The sequence below is a fragment of the Leeuwenhoekiella palythoae genome (genome assembly GCF_020310025.1).
Classification (GTDB): Bacteria; Bacteroidota; Bacteroidia; order Flavobacteriales; family Flavobacteriaceae; genus Leeuwenhoekiella; species Leeuwenhoekiella palythoae.
In genome coordinates, this window is record NZ_CP084318.1 from 2,537,250 (window position 1) to 2,550,890 (window position 13,641).

Here is a 13,641-nt window from a genome sequence, read left to right on the forward strand (position 1 = left end):
TTTGTATATTTGCTGAATTATTTTTTAAAGAATTTATAGAATGAAAAGAATATATATAAGTGTTGTTTTACTCGTGCTAGTGGCTTGTGGAGATTCAAGATCGAAGCGGCAAACAGTCGAAGTTTCTCAAGAAGAAACCGCTCATAAATCCGAAGCGTATTCCTCAGAAGAGCGCAACGCAGCATTTAAAAATCCCGAAGTTGCTCAGGTGTATGATGATTATAACCTTTTAAAAACGGCCTTGGTAAATACAGATGCTGAAGCAGCAAAAAATGCAGCACAAGTAATGCTTAAAAACAGTGAAGCTAGTACTCTGGAGTTGGGTTTTGTAAAGGCGATTCAGGCAATTGCTGATGAAGATGATGTGAATATTCAGCGGGAACATTTTGAAGCAGTAACCGTTGGGGTTAAAGACCTGGTGGAAGAAAATATAGTTTCAGGAACCTTATATTATCAATACTGCCCGATGGCTTTTGATGGAAAAGGTGCGTATTGGATCTCAAATGAGGAGAAAATTTACAATCCGTATTTTGGAGATGTTATGCTTAATTGCGGTACTGTTGATGCTGAGATAAACTAAGCGAAAAGAGTAGAGGCTTAAAAAAGAAAATCCCTTCAGAATATTCTGAAGGGATTTTTATTTTAAAAGGTTTGACTGTGCGGATCGCGCTTACATCATGCCTGGCATTCCGCCACCCATTCCGCCTGGCATTCCACCGCCACCCGCAGGAGCTTCCTCAGGGATGTCAGTCAATGCACATTCGGTAGTTAAGATCATTCCAGAAACTGATGCTGCATTTTCTAATGCCACACGCGTTACTTTCTTAGGATCAATAATACCTTCTGCTAGCATATTCACGTAGCGATCAGTCTTAGCGTCATAACCGTAGTCTTCATCACCTTCAATTACTTTAGCGATAACTACAGAGCCTTCGCCGCCGGCGTTAGCTACAATAGTACGTAAAGGAGATTCAATCGCACGGTTTACAATTTTGATACCTGTAGCTTCATCTGCGTTAGCAGCTTCAAGTGATTCAAGTACACGTTTTGCGCGTACTAAAGCTACACCACCACCGGCTACGATACCTTCTTCAACAGCTGCACGTGTTGCGTGAAGTGCGTCATCTACACGGTCTTTTTTCTCTTTCATTTCAACTTCAGAGGCAGCACCTACATAAAGTACAGCTACACCACCTGCTAGTTTAGCAAGACGCTCTTGAAGTTTTTCTTTATCATAATCGCTGGTTGTAGTTTCGATTTGCGCTTTGATTTGATTCACGCGTGCTTTGATATCGTCACTGTTACCAGAACCGTTTACAATAGTAGTGTTGTCTTTATCGATAGTTACATTTTCAGCAGTACCTAACATATCGATAGTTGCGTTATCTAGAGAGAAACCGCGCTCTTCGCTGATTACAGTACCACCAGTTAAAATTGCAATATCTTCTAACATTGCTTTACGGCGATCACCAAAACCAGGAGCTTTAACTGCTGCGATCTTAAGTGCACCTCTCAATTTGTTAACTACTAAAGTAGCTAATGCCTCACCATCTACATCCTCAGCGATGATTAATAAAGGCTTACCTGATTGAGCAACTGGCTCAAGAACCGGTAATAAATCTTTCATTGAAGAAATTTTCTTGTCAAATAACAAGATGTAAGGGTTCTCCAATTCAGTTTGCATTTTTTCGCTGTCAGTAACGAAATACGGAGATAAATATCCACGGTCAAACTGCATACCTTCAACTACATCAACGTAAGTTTCGGTACCTTTTGCTTCTTCAACAGTGATCACACCTTCTTTACCAACTTTACCAAATGCTTCAGCGATAAGCTCACCAATTACATCGTCGTTGTTAGCAGAGATCGCTGCAACTTGCTTAATTTTTTCTGAAGAGCTTCCTACTTCTTTAGTCTGCTTTTCAAGATCTTTAGTGATCGCTTCTACTGCTTTGTCAATCCCGCGTTTTAAGTCCATTGGGTTTGCGCCAGCAGCTACGTTTTTAAGACCTTCTTGTACAATTGCCTGAGCAAGTACGGTTGCGGTAGTAGTACCGTCACCGGCAAGATCATTAGTTTTAGAAGCAACTTCTTTTACCATTTGCGCTCCCATATTTTCAAGAGCATCTTGTAATTCGATCTCTTTTGCTACAGAAACACCATCTTTGGTTACTTGTGGTCCACCAAAAGACTTGCTGATAATTACGTTACGACCTTTAGGTCCTAAAGTTACTTTTACTGCGTTTGCGAGTGCGTCTACACCGCGCTTAATGCCATCTCTTGCTGAGATGTCAAAGGTTATATCTTTTGCCATTTTTAATGTTATTTAAATTTTTCGCGGCTGCGAAAAATAGCGTGTTGTTATTAAAGTTAAATAGAAGAATTAAGGCTTAGATTATCGCAAGAATATCATCCTCACGCATGATAAGATAATCAGTGCCTTCTAGTTTTAATTCGGTCCCGGCATATTTACCATAAAGAACAGTGTCTCCTACCTTTACGGTCATGTCGTGGTCTTTTTTACCGCTTCCTACAGCTACAACTTTACCTTGCTGAGGTTTTTCTTTTGCTGTGTCAGGAATATAGAGTCCTGAAGCTGTTTTGGTCTCGGCAGCCATTGGCTCTACCAAAACGCGATCTGAAAGAGGTTTAATGTTTACTCCCATTTTTAATATAAATTTTTAGTTAACAATTTTCTTAGTTGTGCTGCTGTATAGTCAGAAATTATGCCATCAAAATTTCACTGACAAAACGGCAAAAAAAAGACCGCAATATTGCGGTCTTTCTAAATTGGATATGTCTAAACTGTCATTTAGTTTGATGTGCTGTCTGAAGCAGGTGCTGCATTTGTAGGAGCCTGAACGTCTTGAACCGGCATAATGTTTTCTACATCTTCACCTTCAATAACCTTAGATTCGTTAGCTGAACGACCACCAAAAATGGTTACGTTAGAAATAAGAATTAGAATCAATAACGCAGTCGCAAGTCCCCAGGTACTTTTGTCAAGAAAATCGCCGGTCTTTTTTACACCGCCTATTTGCTGAGAACCACCGCCTCCAAAAGAAGAAGATAAACCACCACCTTTAGGGTTTTGTACCATAATTACAACGATAAGTAAAAAGGCTACAATTACGATTAAAACTAAAAATATAAAAAACATAGTTTTGACTTTATAAAATGCGGTTTAATTTCTGGCTTGTTCCGCTAAGTTGTTTATTTATTTTCTTGCAATTTTTCTATTGCCCGAATTTGGTCTGCAAAGAAACCACTTTTTTCCGGATATTTCAAACTTAAAATTCTATAAGCTTGTTTGGCTTTTGAAAAGTTTTTTTGCTCAACATATACGCGAGCTAAAGTCTCGGTCATCAAGCTGTCATTAGGCTGAAAACGGTCTTCTAGATTGGGCTTTTTAAATGAGCTGTCAGGAGCGCTTACCTTGATCTTAGGGTTGCTCTCAATAAATTTGTCAATCAATTCTAATCTGCGGGCGCGCTCAGCGTCTGGTTCCGGCTCTGTAGATGATTCTTCTGAGGTTGGTTCTGCAACTTCTTTTGATATGACTGAAGGTGTTACTGACTCAACATGGGTTGCGGTTTTTTCTCCGGCGTCTAGATCAGTTGTTTTTTGCTGTGGTTCTTCTTCAGGACGGTTGATTTTATTGAAGGATGTGAGCTTTAGCCACTCGCTAAAGGAATGCGTTTCGGCTTTATTAAAATCAAGAGGTTTACCTAATTGAAGCTGTTCTTCCGGTTGGGCTACTTCTGGTTCTTCCTTCGGAATAAAAAATTCAGGATCTAAAACTTTGTTGGCTTTCTCTAATTCTTCGGCTTCCATTTCAGCAGAAACATCAACGGCATCCGTGACGGTCATATTTAAAAGCTGAGCTTCCTGAGCTTTTATTTGCGCGCTAATATCTTGCTGATTAAAAATATCTGAAGTGATAAAATCAAAAAGCACCGCACGATCCTGGGTATGTGCGGCAGTCTTTTTTAATTGCGTGTTGTATAAGAAACTGTCTTCATTTTTTAAACCTTTTAGATGCAAGGCACGCGCAGCCTGAAAAAACGGGAATTCGTTAAGCACCGTTTTCAGCTGCGAAGTTTGCTCTGAATTGATCGTGTCAGGGTGTTCTAAAAGATATGTAAACGTTTCTGTATTCATATACGCAATAGGCGAGATGTTTGACAGGTTACTTAATGGATTACCAATTGGCAAGCGATTCTTGAAAAATATCTTGCGTGATACGTTCGTAAATTTCTTCGATAGCGCCATCTAAAACTGCACCTACCGGCTGTGCCGTACCTGCCAGATCGACGAAAAAGGAAAAGCGTTTTTCAAAATCCTGGCTTCCGTCTGCGATAGATTTATTGGTGAATCTACAAAGAATCACGATCGTCAGTCGGGTTTGTGCGGCGACGTTGTCTGAGGTCGCCGTTTGCGGAGCAAAATAGTAATCTACAATTTCACCTTCATAGATCAAGTCGGCACTTTCTGCATTCGCCGAAAGATTCAAGCTGGTCTGATTTTGGATAAGATCTGAAAGCGCAAACGTAAAATCTCTATCAATTCCCGGTTCTACAATGGGCGCATTGTTTTGAAAATAACGCACATAAAACGATTCGGCAGAGCCGATATCTACTCCGGTGAACGAATAGAATCCGCAGCTGTTATAGCAAAGCAGGCTTAAAAATAAAAAGGCAATTTGTAGTTTTTTCATAAACGAGAAGCTTCTGTTGTTATGCTATAACGTGCGCTAGGCTTAATGGATTTTATAGATCGTATTGTTTTATTTTTCGGTACAGTGTGCGCTCGCTGATGCCTAATTCTTTGGCGGCAGCTTTGCGTTTTCCGTTATGGCGTTCCAAAGATTTTTCAATCAGTTCGAGTTCTTTTTCTTGAAGCGAAAGGGTTTCTTCTTCCTCTACATCTTCAGCAAAATGATACTTATCTTTCATTGGCGAACTCACCACTGATTCTTCAGGAAGCTGAAGCACTTCGGTAATATCTTCGGCGCTTTCGTAAGCGTCGCTGTCATCTTCGCTATAGATTTTTTTGATCAGTGATTTATTCTCTTCTTGAACCGTGGCGTTGTTACCGTTTTCCATCAATTCAAGCGTGAGTTTTTTAAGATCGTTTAAATCGCTTTTCATGTCAAAAAGCACTTTGTACAGAATCTCGCGCTCACTGCTAAAATCGCTTTCACTCTTTTTATTCTGGCCAATAACTGCGGGCAAGTTGGAACCGGTATCAGGTAAATACGCTCTCAATTTTTCTGCGGAAATACTTCTGTTTTGCTCTAAAACCGAAATTTGCTCTGCCACATTACGCAACTGCCTGATGTTTCCTGACCAGCGATATTTTAAAAGATTTTGCACAGCATCGTCTTCTAATCTAATGGTAGGCATCTTATATTTTGTGGCAAAGTCTGAAGCAAACTTTCTAAACAAAAGATGAATATCATTTTTGCGATCGCGCAACGGCGGAAGGTTAATTTCTACCGTGCTCAAGCGATAATAAAGATCTTCTCTAAAACGCTCATTTTTTATAGCGTCAAACATTTTGACGTTTGTAGCTGCTACAATGCGTACATCGGTCTTTTGGGTTTTAGACGAACCTACTTTTAAAAACTCGCCGTTTTCTAAAACCCGCAGTAGGCGTACTTGCGTAGGTAAAGGCAATTCGCCTACCTCGTCTAAAAAGATGGTTCCACCGTCTGCTTCTTCAAAATAACCGCTTCGGGTTGAAGTTGCGCCGGTAAAAGCACCTTTCTCGTGACCAAAAAGTTCACTGTCTATGGTTCCTTCAGGAATCGCACCGCAGTTTACGGCGATATACTTGTTGTGTTTGCGGTGTGAAAGGGAGTGAATGATACGCGGAATGCTCTCTTTTCCCACACCACTTTCACCGGTCACTAAAACCGAAATATCAGTAGGAGCAACTTGAATTGCTTTTTCAATCGACCTGTTGAGCTTAGGGTCATCACCAATGATCCCAAAACGCTGTTTTATTGCGTGAACTGATTCCATCTATAATCGATTAATTATTATCTGAATATCCAACGGCTTTTCCTAAGAGCGTAGTGCTGGTACAATCTAGTATTTCAACATTTACAAAATCGCCTACGTTATAGTGCTCTTTAGGGAATACAACTACGGTATTTTGTGAATTGCGACCTGCCCATTCTGCATCGCTCTTTTTTGAGGCCTTCTCAATAAGAACTTCAACCGTTTTGCCTACTTGCTTTTGTGTATTATATAAAGAGTGCTCTTGTTGAAGCGCGATCACTTCGGCTAAGCGACGTTTTTTTACATCTAATGGTATGTCGTCTTCCAGTTTACGTGCAGCTAAAGTTCCCGGGCGTTCGCTATAGGCAAACATAAACCCGAAATCATATTTTACATATTCCATCAAACTCAAGGTGTTTTGATGGTCTTCTTCGGTCTCGGTAGGGAAACCGGTGATCATATCTTGAGAAATCGCACAATCTGGCATAATTTCTCTGATATTGTCTATAAGCTCAAAATATTCCTGACGGGTATGCAGGCGATTCATTTCTTTTAAAATACGATCACTACCACTCTGTACAGGTAAGTGGATGTATTTACATATATTAGGATATTTTGCCATCGTTCTTATCACATCAAGCGTCATATCCTGTGGGTTAGAAGTGGAAAAGCGAATGCGCATTTTAGGTTGTGCTTCGGCAACTAGGCTGAGTAGGCCTGCAAAATTTACAGCTGTAGCTTTTGCCATATCGCTGGCTTTTTCAAAATCTTTTTTAAGACCGCCACCGTACCATAAATAACTATCTACGTTTTGCCCAAGAAGTGTTACTTCTTTGAAGCCTCTTGCCGCAAGATCATTTACTTCTTCAACAATACTTTGAGGGTCTCTACTGCGCTCGCGACCACGGGTAAACGGCACCACGCAAAAGGTACACATATTATCGCAACCTCGGGTGATGCTCACAAAAGCGGTAACGCCATTGCTTTGCAAACGCACCGGTGCGATGTCGCCATAGGTTTCTTCTTTAGAGAGGATAACATTGATGGCGTCTCTACCTTCTTCAACTTCGCCTAAAAGATTAGGCAAATCTTTATATGCATCAGGGCCTACAACAAGATCAACGATCTTCTCTTCCTCAAGAAATTTACTTTTTAAGCGCTCTGCCATACAGCCTAGAACACCAACTTTCATTGTTGGATTTCCTTTTTTAACGGCGTTGTATTTCTCAAGACGCTTACGTACCGTTTGTTCAGCCTTGTCTCTAATAGAGCAGGTATTTACTAAAACCAGATCGGCGTCTTCTAAATGCTGGGTGGTATTGTAGCCTTCTTTGGCTAATATAGAAGCCACGATCTCGCTGTCGCTAAAGTTCATCTGGCAACCATAACTTTCTATAAAAAGCTTTTTACCATTGGTGGTTTGCGGCTCGAGAACCAGTGCTTCACCTTGTTTGCTTTCGTCAATAATCTTCTCCATAATACGTACTGCTAACTAAAAATAGTGGGCAAAGATACGATTAACAAAAGTTGTGACAAAGTGTCATTAAGCCGAAAATGGAAAAGAAATTTTAAAGGGGTGCAATGGATTTTTGGGACGCCTTCAGGTAGGTTTTATTTGTTGCTATAAACAGGGGCAGGATACCGAATAATAAATTTTCTACTACTTTTGCCAATCTAAAGTCAGAAAAAATGTAGACTTGTGCAGTCTTTAGGATTTTAAATGACAAATTTTTGAAAAGAGCATTATGGCAAAAAATCTGGTAATTGTTGAGTCACCTGCAAAGGCAAAAACTATTGAGAAATTTTTAGGTAAGGATTTTAAGGTAGAGAGTAGTTTTGGGCATATTGCAGACTTGCCAACAAAAGAACTTGGGGTAGATGTAGATGGTGATTTTTCGCCAAAATATACGGTCAATAAAGACAAAAAAGCGGTTGTTAAAAAGCTGAAGGATCTAGCGAAAAAGGCAGAGACGGTTTGGCTAGCGAGTGATGAGGACCGGGAGGGAGAAGCAATCGCGTGGCATCTTGCCGAAGAACTAAAACTTGATAAAGATAAAACCAAACGTATTGTCTTTTCTGAAATTACCAAGAAGGCTATTTTACGAGCAATTGAGAATCCGAGGGATATAGATTACAATCTGGTTAATGCACAACAAGCGAGACGTGTTTTAGATCGTTTTGTGGGGTATGAGATTTCTCCGGTTTTGTGGAGGAAAGTAAAGGGCGGACTCAGCGCCGGAAGGGTGCAATCTGTTTCTGTGCGTCTTATTGTAGAGCGAGAGCGCGAAATTCAGGCTTTTAATACCGAAGACTATTTTAGGGTTGACGCAGAATTTGCCAATGCAGATGGAAAAACCTTAAAAGCAAAACTTCCGAAGAATTTAGATACTAAAAAGGAAGCTGAAGAATTCTTAAAAGCGAATGCTGACGCTACATTTACGGTTGAAGCATTAACCACAAAGCCTGCTAAAAAGAATCCGGCGCCACCATTTACGACGTCAACACTTCAGCAGGAAGCATCAAGAAAGCTTTACTTCTCGGTGAGTAAAACAATGAATATGGCTCAGCGTCTTTATGAGGCTGGTCTTATTACATATATGAGAACTGATAGTGTGAATCTTTCTCAAGATGCAAAACAAGGAGCAGCAAATGAGATCGTTTCTGCTTACGGCGAGAAGTATCATAAAGAACGTAATTATAAAGGAAAGAGTAAAGGAGCTCAAGAAGCACACGAAGCGATACGACCTACAGATTTTAGCAGACATACTGTAAATCTGGAGCGCGATCAGGCACGTTTATATGAGTTGATCTGGAAGCGTGCAATCGCTTCGCAAATGAGTGAGGCTAAACTGGAGCGCACTAATGTTCAGATCGCATCGTCTAATCACGCTTCTAATTTTACTGCAAATGGTGAGGTGATCAAATTTGACGGATTCTTAAAAGTGTACCTTGAAGGAACCGACGATGAAGATCAAGAAGAAAGCGGAATCCTGCCTCCGTTGACAGAAGGCGAAGCGCTAAACAATCTTTGGATTACGGCAACAGAGCGTTTTACCCGAGCGCCTTACCGTTATACAGAAGCATCTTTGGTTAAAAAATTAGAAGAATTAGGTATCGGGCGACCTTCAACTTATGCGCCTACCATTACTACGATTCAGAACAGAAAATATATCGAGAAAGGTAATGTAGATGGTACCGAAAGAGAATACGACCTACTTACGCTTAAGAAAGGAAAAGTGAGCGCTAAGAAGCTTACGGAAAAGGTAGGTTCAGATAAAGGAAAACTCGTGCCAACAGATGTTGGGATGGTGGTGAATGACTTTTTGGTAAATCACTTTGAGAATATTTTAGACTACAATTTCACGGCAAAAGTTGAAGAAAACTTTGATGAGATTGCAGAAGGAAACGAGGAGTGGACTAAAATGATGAAAGACTTTTACAAAGATTTTCATCCTCAAGTAATGAATGTTGCCGAAAATGCAGAGCGTGAAGTTGGTGAGCGTGTTTTAGGAGAAGATCCTAAAACCGGAAAGCCGGTAAGCGTGCGTTTAGGGAAGTACGGTGCAATGGTACAAATAGGTTCGGTGGAAGATGAAGAGAAACCAAGGTTTGCAGGTCTCCTTCCTGATCAGCAGTTAGAAAGCATCACATTTGAAGAAGCTATGGATCTGTTTAAGCTTCCGCGTGAATTGGGTGAGTTTGAAGGAGAGACGGTTGAGGTAAATAACGGGCGTTTTGGTCCTTATGTGAAATTTGGTAAAACCTATGTGTCGCTTCCAAAAGGAAAAGATCCTTTAGAGGTTGAGTACGATGAGGCGGTTGTTTATATTAAGGAGAAACAAAAAGCTGATGCGCCTATTTATCATTATGAAGATAAGCCGGTGCAAAAAGGTGTTGGACGCTTTGGTCCGTATATCAAATGGGATGGAATGTTTATCAATGTGAATAAGAAGTATGACTTTGATAATCTTTCTGATGAAGATATCGTTCAGCTAATTGAAGATAAAAAGCAAAAGGAAAAAGATAAGATCATTCACGACTTCAAAGATGAAGGCATCCGCGTTGAAAAAGCCAGATGGGGACGATCGAATATCATTAAAGGTAAGGTGAAGATCGAGCTTCCAAAAACGGTAGATGCTCAAAAGCTGACGCTTGAAGAGGTGAAAGATATTCTAGAAAAGCAAGGTCCTAAGCCAAAGAAAAAAGCGACTAAGAAAAAAACTACCCGAAAGAAATCAACTGCAAAAAAGAAGTAGTCCATGGCTTTTGAGAACCTTCTGCCTATTTCAGATGCTGTAATAGCGCATTCCGCATTATTACATGAGCAAAGTTTATTTAATCAGATTCGCTTGCATACACGCCAAGATGGGTTGCCCAATCTTAGCGAACTTCAGATCGCCATAATAGGTGTTCGTGAAAATCGGGGCGCAGCAGACACTCAGGAAACCTTGATTGATTTTGCGCCTATACGCAAAGCGTTGTATCGATTGTTTCCGGGAAATTGGCATACGGTAATTGGAGATCTGGGAGATTTAGAAGCTGGCGATCAAACTTCAGATACATTTTATGCGCTTCAGGATATGGTTGCGCAGCTGGTAAAAAATAACGTGATTCCAGTCGTTATAGGAGGAAGTCAGGATTTGACGTATGCGCTGTATCGCGCTTTTGATAATCTGGATCAAATGGTTAACCTGGTGAATGTTGATGGTTGTTTTGATCTGGGCGACAGCAGTCTGCCTATGACGCACAAATCTTTTGTGGGTAAAATAATCGTAGATCAGCCTTACAATTTGTTTAATTATTCCAACTTGGGGTATCAAACCTACTATAATAGTCAGGAGGAAATTGACTTGATGGAAAAACTGTATTTTGACTCGTTTAGGCTGGGGAATACGGTATCTAATTTAAGTAGTGTTGAGCCTGTGATGCGAGACGCTGATGTGGTGAGCTTTGATCTTTCTTCGGTTCAAGCTGAAGTTTTAGGAGGAATGTACCCTGAAAAGGTAAATGGTTTCAACGGAAGAGAAGCCTGTGCCATTACCAGATATGCGGGACTTAGCGATCGTGTAAGTGTTTTTGGGATTTTTGAATATCTGTTAGAAGGGAACACAGAGACCGCTTCGGCATTGGTTGCACAATTAGTTTGGTATTTTATAGAAGGTGTAAATTACAGAATGACTGAATCGCTAACTGATCGGGATACAGATTTTCTGCATTACAATGTTCCGGTAGATGATGAGCTGTTGAGCTTTTATAAAAGTACCAAGTCAGAACGATGGTGGATAGAAATACCTTTCTTAGAAGGTGTTAATAATAAATTAAAGCGACATACGTTATTACCTTGCACGCAAGAAGATTATGAGAACGCCTGTAATCAGGAGATTCCCGAGCGATGGTATAAGGCAAAACGCAAGAACGAAATTTAATTAACAAAAATTTCTGGGTTTGAATGTTATTTTTATCAAAAAATTGCTTTTTAGCATTTTTATAGATAGGTTTACTGTCTCAAATCTAGATTTAACCTAATTTACTTATGAAGAAGTTTATTGCATTTATTGCGATGGTAAGCTTATTAGTGAGTTGTGGTCGCAATGACCGTGGCGAACTTGTGGGAGTAAAAGGCAAAAAATGGAATCCTGAAAAACCCTACGGAATGACGTTAGTCTCTGGTGGGGCTTTTATCATGGGTAAAAGTGATGATGATATCGCAGCCATCAAGAATGCCCCAACTAAAACTGTTACTGTTCGTTCATTCTATATGGACGAAACCGAAATCACCAATTCAGAATACCGTCAATTTGTAAGCTGGGTGCGAGACTCTGTTATTCGTGCACGTTTAGCGATCGAAGCTGATCTTATGGGGGAAACCCCGGGGACCGGTGGGATAGGTGAATATGCGTTTCAGGATTATGATCCTGATAATATGACGCCTTACGAGCAATATATGTATGATAACTACTATAGCTTAAGTGATGACTATAGTGACCGTAAATTAAACTGGAACGTTGATCTCATCGAAGATCCTATGGATTACCCTGATGAGTATTACGTTTCTGTGATGGATACGATGTATATTCCATTAGAAGAGGCATATAACGGGCAGCGTACGGTAGACGTAGAAAAGCTTGTTTTTAAATACAAGTATCTAGATATGGAGGCTGCGGCCCGCCAAAAGAAAGGTTCTCGAAAAGATTTTATCATTACTGAAGAAACCAAAATTTATCCTGATACTACAGTTTGGATCAAGGATTTTGCTTACTCTTATAATGAGCCTATGCATAACGATTACTTCTGGCATAGTGCTTATGATGATTATCCTGTAGTTGGAGTTAGCTGGCAGCAAGCAAAAGCATTCTGCCAATGGCGTACTGATAATAAGAATTCGTATAAGAAACAACGTGGTCAAGAACTTGTAAACCGTTTTAGACTTCCTAGTGAAGCAGAATGGGAATATGCTGCGCGTGGTGGTCTTGAAGGAGCGACTTACCCTTGGGGTGGTCCTTACACTAAGAACGATCGTGGCTGTTTTATGGCAAACTTTAAGCCCTTGCGTGGTGATTATGCAGCTGACCAGGCATTGTACACGGTAGAGGCAGATTCTTATGAGCCTAATGATTACGATTTGTATAATATGGCAGGAAATGTTTCGGAGTGGGTAGGATCATCATACGATCCTAATGCATACGAGTACATTTCTACAATGAACCCTAATGTAAACGATACTAAAAATGAGCGCAAAGTGGTGCGCGGCGGCTCTTGGAAAGATGTTGCTTACTTAATTCAAGTGAGCACACGTGACTATGAATATGCAGATTCTGCACGTAGTTACATCGGGTTTAGAACCGTTCAAGACTATCTTGGAGTAGATCAAGAAGTCAATATGAGAAAAGGCCCGTCTCGACGCTAACCTCTAATATATTTCCCCAAAATATATCTTAACCTAATTTCACAAAAACAAAAAATCTATTAAAATGGCAAAAAAAGGAAAACTTTCAGTGACTAATATGATTTACGGTCTTGGAGCGGCAGTAGTAATTGTAGGAGCACTTTTTAAAATTCAGCACTGGCCCGGAGGATCTGAGATCTTAACACTAGGGATGGTTGTTGAAGCTTTGGTATTTGGTTATTCAGCTTTTGAAAGACCAACCCAAGAATTAGACTGGTCGTTAGTTTACCCTGAACTTGCCGGAGACGCTCCAGCGGTTAAAAAAGCTAAACTTGTTGAAGAGCCAACAGAAGCTAAAGGTTTACTTTCAGAAAAACTAGATGCGATGCTTAAAGATGCACGCATTGATTCTGAATTGATGACCAGCTTAAGCACAAGTATTAGAAGCTTTGAAGGAGCAGCCAAAGGAATGGCTCCTACTGCTGAAGCTATGAACTCTACAAAAAAATACAGCCAAGAAATGTCACTTGCTGCTGCACAATTAGAATCTTTAAACAGCTTGTATAAAGTACAGGTTGAAGCTGCAGGTCGTCAGGCTGAAATTAATAATGAGGTTGCTAATAACGCCGGAAGACTTAAAGAACAAATGGAAAGTCTAGCGACTAACCTTTCTTCTCTTAATGGCGTTTATGGTGGAATGCTTTCTGCAATGAATAAGCGCTAAGCTGAATTCTTGAAACTAATTTAATA

12 protein-coding genes are annotated in these 13,641 nt (G+C 40.3%); 5 read left to right on the forward strand and 7 right to left on the reverse strand.

Annotated elements, in window-relative coordinates:
- The first annotated feature begins 40 nt into the window (after positions 1-40).
- Positions 41-580, forward strand: coding sequence for a DUF3347 domain-containing protein (locus LDL79_RS10785; protein WP_225597711.1), 540 nt, complete (start codon positions 41-43; stop codon positions 578-580).
- A gap of 90 nt (positions 581-670) precedes the next feature.
- Here the strand turns inward: LDL79_RS10785 and groL are convergent, their stop codons facing one another.
- The 7 genes from groL to miaB all read right to left on the reverse strand — a co-directional run bounded on the left by groL (position 671) and on the right by miaB (position 7,482).
- Positions 671-2,314 (reverse strand): chaperonin GroEL, encoded by a 1,644-nt coding sequence (gene groL, locus LDL79_RS10790; RefSeq protein WP_167596190.1) that lies wholly within the window; start codon positions 2,312-2,314, stop codon positions 671-673.
- A gap of 76 nt (positions 2,315-2,390) precedes the next feature.
- Complete coding sequence (locus LDL79_RS10795; protein ID WP_167596191.1) at positions 2,391-2,666, reverse strand: co-chaperone GroES; 276 nt, start codon at positions 2,664-2,666, stop codon at positions 2,391-2,393.
- 146 nt (positions 2,667-2,812) lie between these two features.
- The gene (secG, locus tag LDL79_RS10800) at positions 2,813-3,160 is read right to left on the reverse strand and encodes a preprotein translocase subunit SecG (RefSeq protein WP_167596192.1); all 348 of its coding nucleotides are present in this window, start codon (positions 3,158-3,160) and stop codon (positions 2,813-2,815) included.
- 53 nt (positions 3,161-3,213) lie between these two features.
- Positions 3,214-4,161, reverse strand: coding sequence for a hypothetical protein (locus LDL79_RS10805; protein WP_225597712.1), 948 nt, complete (start codon positions 4,159-4,161; stop codon positions 3,214-3,216).
- Positions 4,162-4,201: 40 nt separating this feature from the next.
- Positions 4,202-4,717, reverse strand: a complete 516-nt coding sequence (locus LDL79_RS10810) for an LptE family protein (RefSeq protein WP_225597713.1) — start codon at positions 4,715-4,717, stop codon at positions 4,202-4,204.
- Positions 4,718-4,769: 52 nt separating this feature from the next.
- On the reverse strand, positions 4,770-6,026 hold the full coding sequence (locus tag LDL79_RS10815; RefSeq protein WP_072984304.1) for a sigma-54 interaction domain-containing protein: 1,257 nt from the start codon (positions 6,024-6,026) through the stop codon (positions 4,770-4,772).
- Positions 6,027-6,036: 10 nt separating this feature from the next.
- Positions 6,037-7,482, reverse strand: coding sequence for a tRNA (N6-isopentenyl adenosine(37)-C2)-methylthiotransferase MiaB (gene miaB / locus LDL79_RS10820; RefSeq protein ID WP_225597714.1), 1,446 nt, complete (start codon positions 7,480-7,482; stop codon positions 6,037-6,039).
- Between the two features lie 268 nt (positions 7,483-7,750).
- Here miaB and topA point away from each other — a divergent pair, with 268 nt between their 5' ends.
- From topA to porL, 4 genes are all read left to right on the forward strand, one after another.
- Positions 7,751-10,261 (forward strand): type I DNA topoisomerase, encoded by a 2,511-nt coding sequence (gene topA / locus LDL79_RS10825; protein ID WP_225597715.1) that lies wholly within the window; start codon positions 7,751-7,753, stop codon positions 10,259-10,261.
- A 3-nt stretch (positions 10,262-10,264) separates the two neighbouring features.
- Entirely contained in the window at positions 10,265-11,431 is a 1,167-nt protein-coding gene (locus LDL79_RS10830; RefSeq protein ID WP_225597716.1) for a formimidoylglutamase, read from the forward strand.
- A 107-nt stretch (positions 11,432-11,538) separates the two neighbouring features.
- Positions 11,539-12,912: a T9SS ring complex lipoprotein PorK/GldK gene (gene porK, locus LDL79_RS10835; RefSeq protein WP_167596199.1), complete on the forward strand. Its 1,374-nt coding sequence runs from the start codon at positions 11,539-11,541 to the stop codon at positions 12,910-12,912.
- 64 nt (positions 12,913-12,976) lie between these two features.
- Entirely contained in the window at positions 12,977-13,615 is a 639-nt protein-coding gene (porL, locus tag LDL79_RS10840) for a type IX secretion system motor protein PorL/GldL (protein ID WP_072984292.1), read from the forward strand.
- The last annotated feature ends 26 nt before the right edge of the window (positions 13,616-13,641 follow it).